The following is a 20,025-nucleotide window of genomic DNA, read 5'->3' as shown; positions in this document are numbered from 1 at the left end:
TTACATGGCTAGCAGCCAGTCTTATTATTATGACAACCTTATTGCTAACCATTAATTACTGGCTAACCACAGCAAGCTATGTCGAACAACAATTACAGCAACAGATGTATTTTGCACAGAATGTACTCAAGCAAAATCTTAAACAACAAGAGCAAGTGCTGATTACATCGGCCAACGTACTGACTGCCGATTTTGGTTTTAAACAAGCTGTTGCGACTCAAGACACCAAAACACTGCAAAGCGCCCTGCTTAACCATGGTCAGCGTATTAAAGCAGATCTTATGGTGTTAATTGATCTAAACGGCGAGTTTATTGCCAGCAACAATAATTCATATTCTTTAGAGCAACTGAGTAAACACCTTAATGCACTTCCACTAAAAGCGGTTAACGCGCAAATGCTCGCAATTAACGACAGTATCTATCAAATTATACTCGCTCCGGTCAAAGCGCCACGCACCATTGCCTATGCAATAATTGGTTTTCGCATTGATCAAAATACCTTATCGCAATTACGTGAATTACTATCGTTGGATATTACATTTTTAGCCAATAAACACATTATTCAATCCAGCTTAACAAAAGATGCTCTAGCAAATGAAAATGTTTTTGGTGCGAATTTAACAGGTATCAGCTTACTGTTATCGTCTGCGTCGTTTTTTCATCAACCAATAGAAATTACAACCGCTAACAATATTTCTGCCGTACTCTCTGCGTCACTTGATCCGTTACATCGCGATATAAACCGACTTATTATCGCCACGGTACTGGCTATTTTATTTATTTTATTTATTGCCATTAGTTTATCGCGCATTTTATCGAAACGTATTACACAACCACTTGATAAATTAATGAATATCACTAAAAACATTAGTGATGGTAACTTTCTAGTACCTCAGTTAAATAATCGCTTTCCTAAAGAGCTAGAGAAGCTTTATGGTGGCTTTTCCCTGATGAGCAGTGCGATTAAACAACGTGAAGAAAAAATTACCTACCAAGCTGAGCGCGATTTACTGACTGGCTTATACAACCGCTACAAAATAATCAACGATATTGATGTATTGCTTAAGCTCAACCTGCAAATCGTCTTAATAAACCTAAATATTAAAGGCTTTAAAGCACTTAACGACACTATTGGCATTACCAATGGTGATATCATTTTAAAAGAAATTGCACTAAGGCTTGGCAACTTTCATAAACAAAGCCAAACACCTAAACATTGCTTGCTTTCGCGCCCCAACGCTGATGAGTTTATTGTTGCGATAACCATTTCAGAAGAACAGCAAATTAATGGCTATATTTCTCAACTACGTAATGAATTAGAGCGTCCTTTTTATTTAGATGGCATCGATTTATCACTGCAAATTTATTACGGCATCGCAAACTCTCTTGAGCACGGTAACGATGGTGAAAAGTTGATTCGCCGCGCCTCTATGGCCGCAGCAAATGCAGTGAAAAGTAATAACACGTTGCAGTTTTATCAAAACGGTGACGATGAAGCTTACCTATACAAATTGAATTTAATTGAAGAGTTAAAACTCGCTTTAGAGCAAGATAGTGGAAATTTATTTTTAACCTATCAACCTAAGCTCAACTTAAAAACAAAACAAGTAGATAAAGCCGAAGCGCTTATTCGTTGGGTCGATAAAAACAATGAGTTTGTAAATCCCGAAATGTTTATTGCGCTCGCCGAACAATCGGGTCTTATTGTTACCTTAACCCAGTGGGTTATTCGCCAAGCCGCGCATCAAATACAAATTTGGAACCAGCAAGGGGTTTATTTTAATGTATCGGTCAACCTTTCTGCGCAAGATATTCAGCATGAGCAATTTGTGCATTTTTTATTAGAAACAACAACGCACTATTGTGTTGACCCTTCTAGTATAATCTTGGAGCTAACCGAGCGCGACATTGCCGAAAACGAAGCATTAGTAATCGCCAAATTAACCCATTTAAAATCACTCGGTTTTGAAATCTCAGTCGATGACTACGGTATCGGGCAATCATCACTTGCCAAGTTAAAAAACTTACCTGTTGATGAACTAAAAATCGATAAGTGTTTTATTCTTAAACTAAATGAGTCTTCACAAGATCAAGATATTGTCGAATCAACTATTACGCTTGGCCACAAACTAGGGCTGCGTGTAGTTGCTGAAGGGGTTGAAAATCAGCCAAGTTTAGATTTATTAACACAATTTAACTGCGACTATATCCAAGGTTACTACTTAGCTAAACCGCAAAAGGCGGAGCAGCTTAGCGAATGGTATGCACACTATGTCAAAAATCATTAGCTTTATATTATTACTGATTGCCACGAGTTGTTATGGCAACGGTAAATTACTGGCAACGCCGGGCGTTTCACAAATTGAAGGGGCCGCTGGCGGCGGCTTAGTGCCATGGGCGCAACTAGCAGGCTACGCAAGCGAAGATGAAGTATCGATTTCAGGATATTGCACACAGGCAAATGTTGATGACTTTGAATTGAGTACTTGTGGCGTACAAGGTAACTTGTATGACCGTATTGAGCTCTCTTACACAGCACAGCGCTTTGATGTTCTACCGCTTGCAACAACACTCGAGCAATCAATTTATGGCGCTAAAGTGAAACTCTACGGCGACCTTGTTTACAGTCGCTACCCACAAGTATCATTTGGTATGCAACACAAGCGACTCGAGACTGCGGATATTGCTTTTGCCCTAGGTGCAAAAGATGATTCTGCTACTGACTTTTACCTTGCCGCCAGCAAATTACATTTAGGCGCGGTCGCCGGCTATAACCTGTTATGGAACGCCACCGTTAGACACACACGCGCAAATGAAATCGGGTTACTAGGTTTTGGCGGACCACAACAAAAAAGCCACATTCAGTTTGAAGCCTCCGCAGCCATTTTAGTCAATAAACACCTTGCCATTGGCACTGAGTATCGGCAAAAGCCTGACAACCTGGGGCTAAAAGAAGATGATTGGCATGATGTGTTTGTCGCTTGGTTTCCCAACAAACACATTAGCGTTACCGCAGCCTATATCAATTTAGGCACGATTGCGGGTATCGAAAAACAACGTGGCTGGTATCTTTCTCTCACGGGATATTATTAATGACTAAGCTCTTAACACTTTTTCTTACCGCTGCCCTGCTAACAGCATGTGCCGCCAATAACGCAAATCAAACACTCTATAGCCAATTAAAAGGCGAACAAGGGCTGGAAAATATTGTTGATAGTTTTATTCAACATATCGCTAATGATGAAAAAATATTTCATTACTTTGCAAAAGCCAGCGTAAGCCACTTTCGTGCTGGGTTTATTACGCACTTATGTGATGTCACAGGCGGACCTTGTGAATATAAAGGCGATAATATGGTCGACATTCACACCGGCATGAATATTAATGAAGCCGACTTTAACCGCATTGTCGAGCTATTGGTAAAAGCAATGGAAGACAACAACATAAGCTACCCAGTTCAAAACCAAGTACTTGCAAAGCTCGCACCACACCGCGCTGAAATTATTAAGCGCTAGTGGTTAATTCCACGCATAAAAAAGCCCAAGCTAAAACGCTTGAGCTTTTTTATTGTATTTGTTGAGTCAGCCTATAAGCCGGGTTCTGTCGTGGATAATCATTCGTCTAGGCTTAAAATCACTCTTAAGCTCAAGCAACCTACCCGGTTCCGATGTGGGCCACACCATAAGGAACCCTATTTGGTCTTGCTCCGGGTGGAGTTTACCTTGCAACCAACTGTTACCAGTGGCCCGGTGCGCTCTTACCGCACCCTTTCACCCTTACCAACCGAGGTTGGCGGTCTTCTCTCTGCTGCACTTGTCGTAGGCTCGCGCCTCCCAGCCGTTAGCTGGCACCCTGCCCTGTGGAGCCCGGACTTTCCTCCCCTTTACCCGTATATCCGAAGATACAACGATAAAGCAGCGATTATCTGGCTGACTCAGGGCGCCATTATACGGATTTTAACGTCTGCGGCTAGTTTTATTAGCGCCCCCGCAAAACCATTCATCTTAGATCAAAGAAACTGCGGCGATTTTAAAACTAGTTCAACACGTCTATTTTGCTGCATATTCGACTCGGTATCGTTTGCTGCTTTTGGCGCAACTGGGCCTACACCTACAGGCGTCAAACGTTGCTTATCAATTTTGTAGTTTGATACCAGCGTATTAACCACCTCTGCAGCACGGCGTTTAGACAAATCATGATTGTAACCATATTGTCCTTTGTTATCTGTGTGTCCCACCACATATAAAGATACTTGCTTCGAGTTTTTCAAAAAATCTGCAATTTCTGCTAGTTGCTTATCTGAACTGGCTTTTAATGTGTGCTTATCAAAATCAAACTCGATGCCATACAAAGACACGCTGCCTGTCGCTTGAATTTGCTTGCTTAGGGTATCGCTATCAATATTAAGTGCAACTTGGCTCATTGCACGTTCTTCAATAATATCAACCACCATTTCCACATTATATTGAGCGCGTTTTTGAGTGCTATACATGGTTATATAAATCTTACCTTGAGGTGTTACTTTCTCAGCACTAAATAAATAGTAATGACTCTCGCGGGTTATATTATAAATGTCTGAACGGTGATTCTTGGCATGAATTGTTTTTTCAAGGTTATCGCGAAGAATATAGTTGCCACAATCTGCTGCACTGCACTCATAAATTAAATTAAACCCTGCTTTTTCTAATGCATTAATGTAATTCTGATGCACGGCGTAGGGTCCAACCTTCTTGTTGATACTGTAGTTAATCGTCGTAATTTTACCGCTTACTTTTTTAGTCGGTATCGATTTTTTATACGGGCCAATTATTAAAGGGTATGACTCAAAATCATTAACCGCTGAATGAACAATATAACTGCCAGGGAAGCGCTCTATCATTGGGTGGTCGGCACTGCCTTTGGCATCTTTTTGAGACGCTTTTAAATTCGAAAAATCAAGCGATTGTATTTCAAAATTGTTATCTATAGATATACCAATATCTGGCATTTTCGTTTCAACTATCTGTTCATAGGCATACTTTAATGCATCTCGATAATCATTTTGTGCAAACACTTGTATCGCTTGGCGACTGCCCTCCTCTCCTTTTATCGCAGAAAGGTAACCAAAACGACTTTTTCTAACATTTGAATAACCCACTTGGTAAATATTGTTATAGCGAAAGCTGTTTTCAATGGTTTTCCGGTAAGGCTTTGTACTGCAATCTGTAAGGCATTTTGTGGCAATCGTAAAACCGTCTGCAATTAGGTTATTTGCTAATTCTTCAAGGTAATGCGAGTAACTAATGCTAGGCTGAATTTTTTGTTCTTGAACATAAGACTTATATTGACCTGTAATTTCAACGGATTGTTTACCTTCATTGTCCATCATTATGACAGTAGGTACATACGCATATTGCGCACTGCTAAGGGTTTTGGCGCTATCGTTTTTTGCCACGACTAAGCCATCTGAGCTGGCCATTGCCACCAATGGTAAGAGTGCGCATGAATATGCGAGTGCTTTTTTAAACATCTATCTTCCTTAATCTATTGCTGTTTAATATTTAAAAGCGCACGGTTAATGCGCTTTACATGTGAATATGTGTTTTTACCCCAGTTCAAGCATTGCTTTATACAGCGCGTTTTTCTTTAAATCTAAATAGTCTGCGGCAATACCACAAGCCTTTTTCAGTGGCATTTCTGCTTGCAGCAATTGAATCAGTTTTATTGCTTCAGGTGATATTGCATTTTTATCCGCTTGTTTTCCAGGCAACATTAACACAATTTCCCCTTTCTGCCGTGCAGTGTCTTCCGTTAAGAAATCGATTAATTCCACCACTGTGCCACTAAAGAAAGTTTCAAAGCTCTTCGTTAACTCTTTTGCCAACACCACTTTTTGCTCATCACCAAGCGCGAGTTTTAAGTCATCTAAACTGGCCATAATACGGTGTGTACTTTCGTACATAATGCTTGTCATGCCTGAATTGAATGCATCAATAAAGAACTCTTGGCGCGCTTTGCTTTTAGCCGGCGTAAAACCAATAAATTGAAAGCGATCTGTCGCTAGGCCAGAACATGAAACCGCAGCAATTGCAGCACATGCTCCTGGAATTGGGCTTACTTTTGCGCCTTTTTCACGACATAAGTTAACCACGGCATAACCAGGATCGCTAATCAGCGGCGTTCCTGCATCCGATACAAGCGCAACATTTAATCCTTGCTCCAACCAATCTAGTAGCTCGCTCGCTTTTTGCTTTTCATTATGATCATGTACCGCAATCACTTTTGCTTTAATTGAAAAGTGGCTTAATAGCTTGTTGGTATGGCGCGTGTCTTCTGCTGCAATAATGTCAACGCTTGATAAAACACTGAGTGCACGTTGCGTAATATCCTCTAAATTACCAATGGGTGTTGCTACTACAAATAACTGCCCTTTAGCGCTTTGGTGATTTGATGTTCCTAAATCGGTTGGTTTCTGGCTATTTGCCATTGAGCTCTCCTACAACAGTTTGTAATATATGACCTAATTGGATAGAAAAATACTGAGATCAGCGTGCGACTAAAACTATTAGGGTTAACAGCTATATTTTCCTTGTTATCAGCGTGTAGTACAACCGAAAAAACACCGGTTGTTGAAACGGTAAAAACCAAACCCGCTGTTGAGGTTGATCTCAGCGCACAAGATTTATATCAAAAAGCCTTATCAAAACGTGATTTTGATAAGATTCAGTTGCTTTACACTGCACGCGACCGTGCAATTGAAGAGCAAAACTGGCAGCTTGTTATTACCATTTGCGAACAACTAATCGAATCGGGTGGCCCAGATAGTGTGCGTAATCAGCTTTATATTGCCTTGGCTTACACCCAGCAAAAAGATTATCACACTGCATTAAAAACGCTTGAGTCGCTCAATGCCAAACTCACATCCCCAATGCATTTTTTTCTACACCAAGAAATTTACGGCAATATATACTCAGCTCAAGCCTTACCTCATCAGGCGGCACCGTATTTAATTCGTGCGTCAGAAACCGCAAATAAACACGACTTTAAGGCCGACAAAGTAAATAAAGCACTGTGGCAGGTGTTAAACCAACTTTCAATTAAACAGCTTGAAGCACTTAACTCAGGTAGCAGTATTCAACGAGGATGGGTTAGCTTGGCACTTTATACCCAGCTTTATATTGGCGATGCAACCTCATTACAAGCCGCGCTAAATAAGTGGAATTATGCCTATTCAAACCACCCGGCAAGCTTTGCTCTACCTGATAACATGCAGCAGATTATCGATGTGCAACCAATTAATGTGAACCGCATCGCAATTATTTTGCCAAGCAATCAAAGTAAACAAAAAGCACTATCGCAATCATTAAAGGCGGGAATTTTAGCGGCATCAGAAAAACATCCTGACCGTGAATTGCACTTTATTAATTCAGCATTGAGCGCAGAACAAATTGCAGAGCAACTAAATGAACTTGCGCCTGATTTTGTTATTGGCCCACTTTTAAAAGAAAACATTGATAAGTTACAACAAGCGGGCACGCTCGATGCTTATCCTGCAATGTACCTTAACACCACACCACAGGCACTAGAGTCAATTGATCACTTTGCCTTTGCACTTAATCCTGAGCATGAAGTAACGCAAGCCGTTTATCACTTTGTAAATAAAGAATTTAAAAAGCCACTTGTTATTGCACCGGGCAATCGTTTAGGTAAACGATTAGCCAACCATTTCACCAACCAGTGGTTAGAGTTTTCTGATAATGAGCCCGAAGTAGGTTTTTATGCAAACAAACGTGATATGCAAAAGCTGGTGCAAGAGCTACTTGAAGTCGATAAGAGCGAACAACGCATCAGAGAAATCAGTCTAATGTTCAGAGGCAAGCTGCATGAAGAAGCGCGCTCTCGCCGTGATATTGATGCGATTTATATTATTGCCGATGCCGCACAAACACGACTGCTGAAACCGTCTTTTGATGTGAATATTTCAACCTTTGCTAAGCGCATTCCTATTTTTGCCAGCTCGCGTAGCCACGATATTAAATCCGATAAAACTGACAAAAAAGACTTAGCGGGTTTGTATTTTTCAGAAATTCCGTGGATGCTGCCATTAACAGGCGAACAACAGTCTTTACGCAGTGAATTTGATCAAATCTGGCCTGAGCATACAACCTTAGAGCAACAGTTGTTCGCCATGGGCTTTGATGCGGTTAAGTTAATTCCGCAACTGCGCCAACTACAAATGGTACCTGGCAAAACATTAACAGGCCTAACAGGTGATCTAACGGTCAATCAAGATGGCGACATTGAACGCGCATTAAAGTGGGCGCAATATCGAGAAAAACAAATCGTAACGCTCGATATTAAGTCGCAAAAACCAACGCCGTTGTTTATTAAAAATCACCAACAAGAAACGCAGGAAGCGGCTTTGTAAGGCAAAAGGAATAGCATGGGATGGACCTCTAAGTTATTTAAAAACAGTAAAGAAAAGGGAAACTTTTTCGAACTGCAAGCTGAGCAATATTTAAAGAAACAAGGTTTAACGACGGTAACACGTAACTATAATTGCCGTTACGGTGAACTCGACTTGATAATGAAAGACGGTAACACTTTAGTGTTTGTTGAAGTTAAATACCGTAAGTCAGAGGCGTTTGGCGGTGCAATTAACGCGTTATCACACGCTAAACAGCAAAAATTAACACGCACCTTGTTTTATTATTTGAAACAAAATAGGCTAGAGGATTGTCCATATAGAGTCGACTATGTCGCAATAAGCGGGCAGAACTCAGAACAATTTACTTGGATTAAAAGCGCATTTTAGTATGCAAGAACTCGTTAAAGAAATATACACAGAAAGCATTCAAGCTCAAATTGCCGCTGGTGAAGCATTACCTAGCGCTTTAGAAGCCGCGGCATTTACCATAGTGCAAAGCCTAATTAATGGCAATAAAGTACTGTGTTGCGGTGGCAGCAATAATCATATGTTAGCAGCGCATTTTGCCAATTTGCTGGTTAATTTTTATGAAACTGAGCGCCCGTGCTTGCCAGCAATTGCATTAAGCAACGAATTAACACACCTGTCTAGCTATGCCACAACCGATGCCAACGAAAGCTTTTCACGCCAAGTACGTGCCTACGGACAAAGCGGTGACTTGCTTGTGGTGATCACGGTAACCGGTAACGAGAAAGAAGTGATCAGCGCGGTTGAAGCTGCTCTAACCAAAGATATGCAAGTAATTGTATTAAGTGGTGATGATGGCGGCGAGCTGGCAGGACTATTAGGGCCAAACGATGTTGAAATACGCGTGCCCTCAAAAAGACCGAGCCGAATTATCGAATCTCACTTGTTTAATATCCATTGCTTAAGTGAGCTTATCGATTTAACCCTTTTTCCACAGGATGATAGTTAATGAAATTTAAATTAGCTGTTGTTGCATCTATTGTTCTTTTACAAGGGTGTAGCGCTGCCATTGTTGCTGGTACTGCAGGCGCAGTAACATCAGCAACCGATCGCCGCACGCTTGGTACACAGATTGATGATAACAACCTTGAAATCAAAGCCACACTGGCATTAAAAGACGACGAGCAGTTAGCGAAATTTAGCAATATTATTGTGGTAAGCTTAAATGGCCGTGTATTACTGATTGGCCAAACGCCAACCACGGAAATGCGCGCGAAAGCCGAAGCGATTGTAAAACCAATACGTGGCGTTGAAAAAATCCATAATCAGATTCGCATAGGTAATATCACAGGTGTTAGCACCAAAACACACGATACTTGGCTAACTTCAAAGGTAAAAACCATGTTGGTATCTGAAGAAAGTGTCAGTGCTAATGATATCAAGGTAATTACCGAAAACGGGGAAGTCTTTTTAATGGGACTCGTTACCGAACAAGAAGCTAATTTAGCAGCCGACGTTGCCCGTCATGTTTCGGGAGTCGAAAAAGTAATAAAAGTATTTGAATACCTTTAAGGCGCAGTTAGCGCCTTTTTTATTATAAAAATAAGAATAAAAACATGCGCCATTATTTAATTTTACCGTTACTGCTATTTGCAGTATTCACATCACACGCCAAGCAGCATTTTGCTACACCCTATAGCGAACGTGTTTATGTTACCCAAATCACCAAAGCATTTGCTGATGAAGTCAATCGAGAGTTAGGGCTTAACATTGTGTTTCATAGCGGCGAAAGCCTTTATAAGCACAATGAAATTTACCGCGCACTGCGCACAAACCAAATACAACTTGGTGAAATATTTATCGCTCGTTTGAGCAATCATAGCGCTATCTATCAACTCGACAACTTACCGTTTTTAGCCACAAATTTTAGCAGCGCTCAACAACTAGCCAATCAACAAGCCGTTGAATTACGTAGCCAATTTGCCGAGCACGGATTACATCTGTTATTTACCAACCCTTGGCCGCCACAGGGCTTATTTACTAGTAAAGCAATCAAAGCTGCAAACGACCTAAGTGGCCTTAAGGTTAGAAGCTATAGCGCAATGACGGCAAAATTAGCAAACCACCTTAAAATGATCCCAACCGCCGTTTCAAGCGCTGAGATTGCACAGGCATTTGCCACCGGTATGATTGAAGCAATGATCACCTCGCCAGCAACGGGAGTTTCGAGCAGAGCGTGGCAATTTAGTCGCTATTACACACCAATCAATGCATGGATCCCAAAAAATATGGTGCTAATGAACCATGCCTTGTATCAATCTTTAACCCCAACGCAAAAACAGAAACTGAAACAAATCGTGAACAAATATCAGCAGCGTGCGTGGCAACAAGCTGAGCAGCAAACCACACAGATGATCAAGCTATTAGCGGATAACGGCATGATTATTTCGCCTGTGAGCGATAGTTTATCGCAGAGTTTAAAAATTGTTGGCGCTAACATGGCGCAAGAATGGGCACTCAATGCAACGCAAAGCGAGTTGCACGTACTGCAAAAATTTAAGGAGCAACAAAATGCTCAATAAATTAAATGCGTTCAACATGAAAGTGAGCATTTTACTCATCGTTGCGATTTTTTTGTTAGTGCTCAGCCAAATCGTATTACGTTTGTTTAATTTATACATACCGTCACTCAATGAAATATGCGGATATTTGCTGATCAGCAGCTTTTTCTTGGCGCTAGGCTATAGCTTTGAACAAGAGAAACATATTCGTGTGGCTCTGGTGTTTGAATTCGACAACCCTAATCTAAGTCATTACGCCCAAGTAGTTAGCTATTTAACAGCGACCTTAATTTGCACCTTTATTAGCTATGCATGTATTCAGCTAACAATCGACTCTTACCATTTTCATGAAGTGTCGAGCGGTGAGATTGCTATTTTAGAATGGCCCATTCAAGCTATTATGGCTTATGCCAGCTGCGTAACAACGATTACCATTGCATTTAAGGGATTGGAGGTACTACGTGGACATAGTTAGCCTTAGCGCTATTTTGGCGGTTATTTTTGCCCTTTTACTGCTAACAGGCGTATGGATTGGTTTTAGTTTAATCGGCGTTGCTTTAGTAGCACTTATTCTTAATAACAATTCAGCTATCGACCTGATATTTGCAGGCACTGCATTTGCGCATTTAACACCGTGGTCATTAATCGCTTTACCGCTATTTATTTGGATGGGCGAACTACTATATAAAGCCAAGGTAGCCGATGACTTATTTAATGGTTTAAGCCCGGTACTGGTAAAGTTACCGGGGGGACACTTGCACATTAATGTGTTTGGCTCAGGCATTTTTGCTGCGCTCTCAGGCTCTTCTGCGGCGACAGCCGCAACCATTGGCCGTATGACTATTCCAGAGCTAAAAAAACGCGGTTATAACGAGCAAGATATTTATGGCTCGCTCGCTGGCTCTGCTACTCTTGGGCTGCTAATTCCACCATCGATTATTTTGATTGTGTATGGCGTTGCTGCGGACATTTCTATTGCAGACCTATTTATTGCCGGCATTCTGCCCGGGTTAATTTTATTAGCGCTGTTTTCCACTTATATTGCGATTCGCGGCTACTTAAAACCGGTAGATAAAAACCAACTCATTGCAAGCTCAGGTAATCCACTAACGTTACTTCCAATTATCTCGTTAATCACATTTGTTATTGCAGCCATCTACTTCGGCTTTGCAACACCTAGTGAGTCGGCAGTGTTAGGTATCCTGGGTAGTTTTATTTTAATTAAAGCAAAAAAACGACTGACGCTAGAGCTGGTTAAGCAAAGCTTAGTAGATGCGGCGATGACCACAGCTATGATATTACTGATTTTACTCGGCGCGAGTTTTGTTACCATCGCAATGGGCTTTTTGCAATTACCTGCAACGCTTGCCACTTGGATAGCCAGCCTAGAACTTAGTAATTATCAACTGCTAATCTATTTAACCTTAGCGTTTATTTTATTAGGGTTATTTTTAGATGGTATTTCGATTATTGTGCTGACCGCAGCCATCCTCTTACCTATTGTAGAACTAGCTGGCATCGATCTCATTTGGTTTGGTATTTACTTGGTTGTGGTGGTCGAAATATCGCAAATCACGCCGCCAATTGGCTTTAACTTGTTTGTTTTAAAGTCACTCACCAATGCCTCTTTGGCTCAGCTGGCAAAAGCCTGCTTACCGTATTTTTTGATTATGTTGCTAATGCTTGGTTTATTAGTGATGTTTCCAGAGATTGTTACAAGATAGCAATATCGTAGGTTGTAAAAATCGCAGGTTATAAAAAAACCGGCTATTGCCGGTTTTTTTTGCGATTACTTAACCACTTTTAAATGAGAACCACGCTTTTTCGGTGGTTCATCATTACCATCACCCTCAGATGGTGTTTCTTGTGATTCAACCTCTGCTGGTTCTTCATATTCTGAAAAGTCTTCAGGGGTAAACACTGTACCTTCACCATTTTCTCTTGCGTAAATAGCAAGTACGGCGCCAATTGGTACCACCACACGCATTGGTTGACCACCAAAACGTGCATTAAAGCTTACTTCATGATTATCCATATGAAACTGTGCAACCGCACTTGGGTTGATGTTCAACACAATTTGTCCGTCTTGCACAAACTGCATTGGCACAGTGACATTTGGAAATTCAGCATTCACCACTAAATGCGGTGTACATTGATTATCTACAATCCAATCAAAGAAAGCTCTCAGTAAATAAGGGCGATTAGAAGTCATTAAAGTCGAATCTCGCGCTCAGCTTCAGTTAATGATGCTTGGAACGACTCACGTTCAAATAAACGCATCATGTAGTCTTTAAGCTCTTTGCTACCTTGACCTGTAAGTTCAATGCCGAACTCAGGTAAGCGCCATAGTAGTGGTGCTAGGTAACAATCAATTAAGCTGAACTCTTCGCTCATAAAGTAAGGCGCTTCACCAAAAATAGGTGCAATCGCTAATAAACCTTCTGTTAATTCACGACGTGACGCGTCAACATCAACACCTGCTTCAATTTTCTTAGCAAGGCTATACCAGTCGTTTTCGATGCGGTGCATCATTAAACGGCTGCGACCACGCATAACTGGGTATACAGGCATTAGTGGTGGGTGAGGAAAACGCTCGTCAAGGTATTCCATGATGATGTTTGCTTCGTATAAACCAAGCTCACGATCGATCAATGTTGGTACAGTGCCGTAAGGGTTAATTTCATGTAACGCTTCTGGCAAATTGTCCTTTTCTGCTAGGTGAATATCAACACTTACGCCTTTCTCTGCAAGTACGATACGCACTTGGTGGCTATACATACAGTTTTCACCAGAAAACAGTGTCATCACAGGGCGCTTATTGGCAGCTACAGCCATGCTTTCCTCCAGTATATTAAAAACAGCAATAGGGGCTTAAGCCCCTATTACAAATTTTGTGCTAAAAAGTGTGCAAATTAATGCACATCTCTCCAGTATTCTTTCTTCAGTAAGAACGCTAGGATAAACAGGATTACTAGGAAACCTAATACCTTATAACCAATCGCTTCTGACTGTAAACGTGTTGGTTCACCAACATACGCTAAGAAGTTAGTTAAGTCACGTACCGCTTGGTCGTACTCGTCATCGCTCATTTCGCCTGAACCATCAGTCGTAATTTCAACAACTTTCTTAACTTTAACGCCGTGTTCTTCAACTTCTTCGAAACGCGCAGTAGGTACACCTTGCAACTCTTGCAATACGTGTGGCATACCAACCGATGGGAATACAGTGTTGTTTACACCAAATGGACGACTTTCATCAACATAGAAAGACTTCAGGTAAGTGTAAATCCAATCTGCACCACGAACACGTGCTACTAACGTTAGATCTGGTGGCGCAGCACCAAACCATTTTGCAGCATCGTCTTGCTCGATTGCGTTAAGAATGTGGCTACCTACTTTTGAACCATCAAAAATAAGTTGCTCTTCGCCCACTTTAGTTGGAATACCAATATCACGGAATGTACGTTCATAACGCTGGTACTGCATTTGGTGACAACCTAAGCAGTAGTTCATGAACGTTTTAGCACCACGTTGTAACGATGCTTTGTCCGTTAAATCATGATTCGCTTCTAAAAGTGGAACCGACGGGCCTGCTGCCATTGTTAGTGAAGGCAACAAAGCGAATAAACCAATAATTAGCTTTTTCATCATTTCGTTAACCTCTCTGGCACTGGCTTAGTCTTTTCGTTTTTACTGTAGAAGAACAGTAATACGAAGAACATGAAGTAAGTTACAGTCGTAATTTGTGATAACACAGTTTTAAAGTCTGTTTGTGGTGTCGCACCAACCCAACCTAGGATGATGAAAGTAACAACAAACTGAGCAATGTTTAACTTGTGGAAGCCACAACGGTAACGAATTGATTTCACTTTACCACGGTCAATCCAAGGTAGTAACGCAAGCACAACAATTGATGCACCCATCGCGATTACACCTAGTAGCTTATCAGGGATAGCACGTAAGATTGCATAGAATGGTGTGAAGTACCAAACAGGGAAAATATGCTCAGGCGTCTTCAACGGGTTTGCCGCTTCAAAGTTTGGCGCCTCTAGGAAGAAACCACCCATCTCTGGTGCAAAGAAAACAACCCAGCAGAACAAGATTAAGAAGCCAACCACACCCACAATATCTTTTACTGTGTAGTAAGGGTGGAACGGAATCGCATCAACGATATCTTTCTTATCTGTGTAGTATTCATGGAACTTGAATTTAGCTTTATCTTCTTCAGCAACAGTGCCTTTCTTGCGTTTGATTTCAACACCGTCTGGGTTGTTTGAACCCACTTCGTGAAGTGCAATAATGTGTAAGAAAATTAAGATAACAAGTACTAATGGTAATGCAATTACGTGTAGTGCGAAGAAGCGGTTAAGCGTTGCACCTGAAATTACGTAGTCACCACGGATCCAAAGCGTTAAGTCATCACCAATTACCGGAATCGCACCGAATAGTGAAATGATTACCTGCGCACCCCAGAAAGACATTTGTCCCCAAGGTAGTAAGTAACCCATAAATGCTTCAGCCATTAGCGCTAAGAAGATAAACATACCGAATAACCACAGTAGTTCACGTGGTTTTTGGTAAGAACCGTAGATCATGCCACGGAACATGTGCAGGTATACAACAACGAAGAATGCAGAAGCACCCGTTGAGTGTAAATAACGCAGTAACCAGCCGTATTCAACATCACGCATGATGTATTCAACTGATGCAAATGCACCTTCAGCTGATGGTACGAAGTTCATTGTTAACCAAATACCCGTTACGATTTGGTTAACAAGTACTAACATGGCTAATGAGCCAAAGAAGTACCAGAAGTTAAAGTTTTTCGGCGCAGGATATTGAGCAATGTGCATATTCCATACGCGTGTCATCGGAATACGTTGATCAATCCAATCGATAATATTTGCAAACATTACGCAGCCCCTTCTTCCACACCAACAATAATAGTGGTGTCATCAATGAATGAGTAAGGAGGGATTTCTAGGTTTAATGGCGCTGGTACAGCTTGGAAAACACGGCCAGCCATATCAAACTTAGAACCATGACAAGGACAGAAGAAACCATCTTCAGTACCTTCAACCTTTTCACCAAAACCACCGTTAAGGAAAGTTGGTGAACAACCCAGGTGAGTACAAATACCAACAGCAACAAAGATATTCTCTTTTTGCGAACGGTACGCATTTTTTGCGAACTCAGGTTGTTGTGGCTCTTCAGAATTAGGATCACGAAGTTGACCTTCGTGAGCTTTCATCTGCTCAAGCATTTTTGGTGTACGATTGATAACCCAAACAGGCTTACCTCGCCACTCAACACGAATTAATTGTCCTGGCTCAAGCTTCGAGATATCAACTTCTACAGGCGCGCCTGCAGATTTTGCTCTCTCACTTGGGTTCCACGACGCGATAAAAGGAACAGCAGCCCCTACAGCTCCCACACCACCAACAACAGAAGTTGCGATAGTTAGAAAGCGACGGCGGCTATTGTCTACTGGCGCATTGCTCATCCACTCATCTCCACTATGATTCTCAACACTTGCCATATTGAGAACATCAGTTACAGCAGTTTAAATTTTGACTTTACAAAATAGGTGCGATCATAAATAAAAGCCTTGATTAAAACAAGGTTATACCGGTCTTCAAGCACAATTAAATTGTATTTTAGTTCGATTTATTTGAAATCACGAACACACAGCCTAAAACTGTGAAAATTCTGTGCTTTTACAGAGCTTACCCAAAATTGAGTGAGCGTGTCCTGATAGAGATCAAAACTCCGTAGAAGTGTGCGTGAAATTCAAAGTAATTAGTCGCTAAATTATGCTTTTCGAGCCACATTTGATGCATGCCAGAGTATAGCAACCTGCGGGAGGATTAACCAATGAAATAAGCGAGGAAATTCCTCGCTTTAGACTAATTTGTGACTAAAATGTGAAACTAAAACCAACTGACGGGCGCATTTCAAAGTCATCGCTCTGTTCTTGCAAAATCAAATCATCGGTCGACTTTACCTTAGCGTAATCAAGGTCGATATACGCCGTATTGTCTTTAGCGTATAAATTCATTACTTCTAAAATCAGCAATGCATCGAGTCCAAAGAAATCCGTTTTGCGTTCAAAGCGTAAATCTAAACGGTGATAAGCATCAAAACGCTCAGAAAATGGTTCGCCGTATTCCGGTAAAAAATTCCCCTCAAATTCAGGGTTTTCACGCACACCTACAATAGGCGTGTAAGATTGACCACTGCGCGCTGTGAAGTTAAAGCCACCATTCCAGCGCTCGCTAATTTGGTAGTTAAATACCATATTAAACACAAGCGGTGTGTCGGCATAGTAGTCACGAGTGATATCACGGCGCTCATCAGTGCGTTCACTTTTGCCATAACTTAAACTCATCCAGCCGTACCAACGATCGGTTTTGTTTTTATTAATCAGTAAATCAACACCATAAGCTCTACCCGTGACATCATTACTGTAACGTAAATGCTGATCCGCATCGTTTTCCGTCAGTGCTAATGGTAAGTCATCCATGGTTTTGTAATAGGTTTCAATTGACCAACTCCACTCATCCGCCAAAAACTGCTGATAACCAACAACCGACTGGTTTGCTGTTTGCGACTTTAAGTTGGGGTTACCTGTGTCTTCTAAAATCGTACCGATATCTTGCAGGCGATTGTAACTGCCATATTTAACCCACACTGATTGATCTTGATTAATGTGGTAGGTCAATCCTAAACGCGGATGAGTAAACGACTCATCGCTGTAATCATTTTTTTGATGTTGTACGCCAATGTCGGCAATTAACGAGTCGGTTATCGTGTACTGATAATTTGCACCAACAAAATAACTACCAATATCGACTTCTCGTTTACCTGCTATGCGTTCCCCTTTAGCAAGCTCACAATCTGGATCTAATTCAGTACACACATAGAGAAAAGTATCATATTCATAGCTTATCGTTTTATCAAAATAAGCAGCGTCAAATGTAAGTAAGTCATCACCCACTAGATTTATACTTACACGCCCTTTGTAGGTGAGTAGCTCTTCTTTTTCTTCTTCAAAATACCCTTTGGGTGTTAACTTGCTGCGCCCATAATCTAATCGACCCGAATGTGTTAACGAGCCAATCCCCACTTTTGCTTGATAACCTTTACCATAATGGTCCCAAATAACATTTTGGCTATCGAAGGAACGCGCAAAATCTGCATCGCCTTGGAAATCAGGATTCTTAAGTGATAAATCCGCGCGCTCACTAAAACTTGCTGCGGCACTGTCTTCTGCGCCAGTAAACAGCACACTTAACACATTGTTGTTATTAATATCCCAAACAAATTTACTCTGGTAATCATAGTCATCGGGCGCATCATTTATTGTAATGCCTGTGTTTTCGCCATCTTCGTCTTCAATTTCCTCACCCTCTGAAAAAAACAACGGAAGCGTACTTTTTCGCCCAGAAAGATAAAATGAAATATCGTCGGTGATTGCACCTTCAACAAAAACCCCCGCTTTAAACATAGTAAAATCAAGCGTGGTTTTAATATCCTGATTTTTTGGGTTACGCAGTGTGACATCAAACACCGCCCCGGTTGCATCACTAAAGCTAGTGCCATAGCCCGCAGAATAAAGGCGAAAGTCTTGCACTAAATACTTGTTAAAAATTGAGCTGCCAAAGTCATGGAAAATATAGCCTGCAGGCATAAAGTCGACTTCAAAGTAGTTATCATCTGGCGACGAGCCACGTACAGCGGGTTCACCCATTGAGCCTCCGGCCGCCACGACACCAGGCAATGCATATACAGCAAGCAAAGGATCACCCAAAGCACCCGGCATATTGATCAGCTTTTCAGCATCTTCGGTAATTTCAGTAAGTACACTTGAACGCTTCGATACCACTTGAATACGTTCAATTTGTTCGCCTTTAACTTGTTCAGCCAAAGCATTAGTTGCAAATACACTCGTCACAGCCAGCGCGACTAAAGAGATCGGTTTAAATGAAGTCATATCACTTCCTTGATACGGATTAGTTGAGTAAGAAGTTAACGCGGGAAATAATACCCCTACTCTCTGTAAGTGACTGTGGGAAAATGTTGAGAAATGTAGGGTGCCGTAACAAAGCCCTTAAATAGTAATTTTTAAAAATAGTGACTCGCTGACAAACACGAATTTTAGGCAATAAAAAACCCGAGTATAAACCCGGGTTTTGTAATTCTTGTAAACGTAAAAAATTAACGTTTTGAGAATTGAGTGTTCTTACGTGCTTTCTTAAGACCCACTTTCTTACGCTCAACTTTACGAGCGTCGCGAGTAACGAAGCCAGCTTTACGAAGTGAAGAACGAAGAGACTCGTCAAACTCCATAAGCGCACGAGTAATACCGTGACGGATAGCACCCGCTTGACCAGTAGAACCACCACCTTCAACAGTGATGTAAAGGTCAAACTTTTCAGTCATTTCAACTAGCTCTAGTGGCTGACGAACAACCATGCGAGAAGTTTCGCGACCGAAGTATTCTTCGATAGAACGTTGATTGATTACGATGTTGCCAGTACCTGGGCGTAAGAATACGCGAGCACTTGAACTTTTACGACGACCTGTACCGTAGTATTGATTTGCCATGAGTTATGCTCCTTAAATGTCCAGTACTTGAGGCTGTTGAGCAACGTGTGCGTGCTCTGAACCTGCGTATACTTTTAGTTTACGGTACATTTCACGACCTAGAGGGCCTTTTGGTAACATACCTTTAACTGCTTTTTCGATGATCATTTCAGGCTTTTTAGCTTGAAGCTTATCGAAAGTGATAGACTTAAGACCACCTGGGAAACCAGTGTGAGCATAGTACATTTTATCAGTCGTTTTGTTACCTGTTACAGTAACTTTCTCAGCGTTAATAACGATGATGTAATCACCAGTATCTACGTGAGGAGTATATTCAGCTTTATGCTTACCGCGTAGACGGCGAGCGATTTCAGTAGCGATACGACCTAAAGTTTTGCCTTCAGCGTCAACTACGTACCAGTCACGTTTTACAGATTCTGGCTTAGCAACAAACGTTTTCATTTATTAAAAATCCAATGTTTACAATTTAAAAACCACAAGCAGA

General features: G+C 41.3%; 20 protein-coding genes and 1 other RNA gene. 10 read left to right on the top strand and 11 right to left on the bottom strand.

Annotated features, from left to right (window positions below):
• Positions 1–29 precede the first annotated feature (29 nt).
• The 3 genes from AC2IOM_RS05805 to AC2IOM_RS05795 are packed head-to-tail and all read left to right on the top strand — an operon-like array spanning position 30 to position 3,515.
• Positions 30–2,288: a putative bifunctional diguanylate cyclase/phosphodiesterase gene (locus AC2IOM_RS05805; RefSeq protein ID WP_486359377.1), complete on the top strand. Its 2,259-nt coding sequence runs from the start codon at positions 30–32 to the stop codon at positions 2,286–2,288.
• The gene (locus AC2IOM_RS05800; protein ID WP_105173258.1) at positions 2,272–3,093 is read left to right on the top strand and encodes a DUF3034 family protein; all 822 of its coding nucleotides are present in this window, start codon (positions 2,272–2,274) and stop codon (positions 3,091–3,093) included. Before AC2IOM_RS05805 ends, AC2IOM_RS05800 begins: the two co-directional genes overlap by 17 nt.
• Positions 3,093–3,515 (top strand): group I truncated hemoglobin, encoded by a 423-nt coding sequence (locus AC2IOM_RS05795; protein ID WP_486359376.1) that lies wholly within the window; start codon positions 3,093–3,095, stop codon positions 3,513–3,515. The genes AC2IOM_RS05800 and AC2IOM_RS05795 overlap by 1 nt, the downstream gene beginning before the upstream one ends.
• Positions 3,516–3,573: 58 nt before the next feature.
• Here the strand turns inward: AC2IOM_RS05795 and rnpB are convergent.
• The 3 genes from rnpB to rsmI all read right to left on the bottom strand — a co-directional run bounded on the left by rnpB (position 3,574) and on the right by rsmI (position 6,466).
• An RNA gene (rnpB, locus tag AC2IOM_RS05790) (RNase P RNA component class A) lies at positions 3,574–3,937 on the bottom strand.
• 72 nt (positions 3,938–4,009) lie between these two features.
• Positions 4,010–5,509: an OmpA family protein gene (locus AC2IOM_RS05785; protein WP_486359375.1), complete on the bottom strand. Its 1,500-nt coding sequence runs from the start codon at positions 5,507–5,509 to the stop codon at positions 4,010–4,012.
• A gap of 75 nt (positions 5,510–5,584) precedes the next feature.
• A complete protein-coding gene (gene rsmI, locus AC2IOM_RS05780) occupies positions 5,585–6,466 on the bottom strand; it encodes a 16S rRNA (cytidine(1402)-2'-O)-methyltransferase (protein ID WP_486359374.1) in 882 nt (293 codons plus the stop codon).
• A 63-nt stretch (positions 6,467–6,529) separates the two neighbouring features.
• On the opposite strand from rsmI, the gene AC2IOM_RS05775 reads away from it, so the two are divergent.
• From AC2IOM_RS05775 to AC2IOM_RS05745, 7 genes are read left to right on the top strand one after another with little or no spacing between them, the layout of a single operon-like run.
• Positions 6,530–8,407, top strand: coding sequence for a penicillin-binding protein activator (locus AC2IOM_RS05775; RefSeq protein ID WP_486359373.1), 1,878 nt, complete (start codon positions 6,530–6,532; stop codon positions 8,405–8,407).
• Between the two features lie 15 nt (positions 8,408–8,422).
• The gene (locus AC2IOM_RS05770) at positions 8,423–8,794 is read left to right on the top strand and encodes a YraN family protein (protein ID WP_486359372.1); all 372 of its coding nucleotides are present in this window, start codon (positions 8,423–8,425) and stop codon (positions 8,792–8,794) included.
• A gap of 1 nt (position 8,795) precedes the next feature.
• On the top strand, positions 8,796–9,383 hold the full coding sequence (locus tag AC2IOM_RS05765) for an SIS domain-containing protein (RefSeq protein WP_010561602.1): 588 nt from the start codon (positions 8,796–8,798) through the stop codon (positions 9,381–9,383).
• Positions 9,383–9,946 carry a division/outer membrane stress-associated lipid-binding lipoprotein gene (gene dolP / locus AC2IOM_RS05760; RefSeq protein ID WP_010561601.1) on the top strand — a complete coding sequence of 188 codons (564 nt, stop codon included), beginning with the start codon at positions 9,383–9,385 and terminating at the stop codon, positions 9,944–9,946. Before AC2IOM_RS05765 ends, dolP begins: the two co-directional genes overlap by 1 nt.
• Before the next feature lie 44 nt (positions 9,947–9,990).
• The gene (locus AC2IOM_RS05755) at positions 9,991–10,956 is read left to right on the top strand and encodes a TRAP transporter substrate-binding protein (RefSeq protein WP_486359371.1); all 966 of its coding nucleotides are present in this window, start codon (positions 9,991–9,993) and stop codon (positions 10,954–10,956) included.
• The gene (locus AC2IOM_RS05750) at positions 10,946–11,410 is read left to right on the top strand and encodes a TRAP transporter small permease (RefSeq protein ID WP_158683613.1); all 465 of its coding nucleotides are present in this window, start codon (positions 10,946–10,948) and stop codon (positions 11,408–11,410) included. Before AC2IOM_RS05755 ends, AC2IOM_RS05750 begins: the two co-directional genes overlap by 11 nt.
• A complete protein-coding gene (locus AC2IOM_RS05745; protein WP_486359370.1) occupies positions 11,397–12,659 on the top strand; it encodes a TRAP transporter large permease in 1,263 nt (420 codons plus the stop codon). Before AC2IOM_RS05750 ends, AC2IOM_RS05745 begins: the two co-directional genes overlap by 14 nt.
• A gap of 65 nt (positions 12,660–12,724) precedes the next feature.
• Here AC2IOM_RS05745 and AC2IOM_RS05740 read toward each other — a convergent pair whose 3' ends face one another.
• The 8 genes from AC2IOM_RS05740 to rplM all read right to left on the bottom strand — a co-directional run bounded on the left by AC2IOM_RS05740 (position 12,725) and on the right by rplM (position 19,982).
• A complete protein-coding gene (locus tag AC2IOM_RS05740; RefSeq protein WP_010561597.1) occupies positions 12,725–13,147 on the bottom strand; it encodes a ClpXP protease specificity-enhancing factor in 423 nt (140 codons plus the stop codon).
• The gene (gene sspA, locus AC2IOM_RS05735; RefSeq protein ID WP_010561596.1) at positions 13,147–13,770 is read right to left on the bottom strand and encodes a stringent starvation protein SspA; all 624 of its coding nucleotides are present in this window, start codon (positions 13,768–13,770) and stop codon (positions 13,147–13,149) included. Before sspA ends, AC2IOM_RS05740 begins: the two co-directional genes overlap by 1 nt.
• 77 nt (positions 13,771–13,847) lie before the next feature.
• Complete coding sequence (locus tag AC2IOM_RS05730; RefSeq protein WP_040641442.1) at positions 13,848–14,585, bottom strand: cytochrome c1; 738 nt, start codon at positions 14,583–14,585, stop codon at positions 13,848–13,850.
• Positions 14,582–15,847, bottom strand: a complete 1,266-nt coding sequence (locus tag AC2IOM_RS05725) for a cytochrome b (protein WP_100914266.1) — start codon at positions 15,845–15,847, stop codon at positions 14,582–14,584. Before AC2IOM_RS05725 ends, AC2IOM_RS05730 begins: the two co-directional genes overlap by 4 nt.
• Positions 15,847–16,437, bottom strand: coding sequence for a ubiquinol-cytochrome c reductase iron-sulfur subunit (gene petA / locus AC2IOM_RS05720; RefSeq protein ID WP_100914267.1), 591 nt, complete (start codon positions 16,435–16,437; stop codon positions 15,847–15,849). Before petA ends, AC2IOM_RS05725 begins: the two co-directional genes overlap by 1 nt.
• Before the next feature lie 414 nt (positions 16,438–16,851).
• Entirely contained in the window at positions 16,852–18,927 is a 2,076-nt protein-coding gene (locus tag AC2IOM_RS05715) for a TonB-dependent receptor plug domain-containing protein (protein ID WP_486359369.1), read from the bottom strand.
• A 224-nt stretch (positions 18,928–19,151) separates the two neighbouring features.
• Entirely contained in the window at positions 19,152–19,541 is a 390-nt protein-coding gene (rpsI, locus tag AC2IOM_RS05710; RefSeq protein ID WP_010561591.1) for a 30S ribosomal protein S9, read from the bottom strand.
• Positions 19,542–19,553: 12 nt separating this feature from the next.
• Positions 19,554–19,982, bottom strand: coding sequence for a 50S ribosomal protein L13 (gene rplM, locus AC2IOM_RS05705; protein ID WP_010561590.1), 429 nt, complete (start codon positions 19,980–19,982; stop codon positions 19,554–19,556).
• Positions 19,983–20,025 lie beyond the last annotated feature (43 nt).

The sequence above is a fragment of the Pseudoalteromonas sp. NS-SX12 genome (assembly GCF_057367955.1).
The sequence above is the reverse complement of the archived record's forward strand: the minus strand, read 5'-3'. Positions and strand labels throughout refer to the sequence as shown.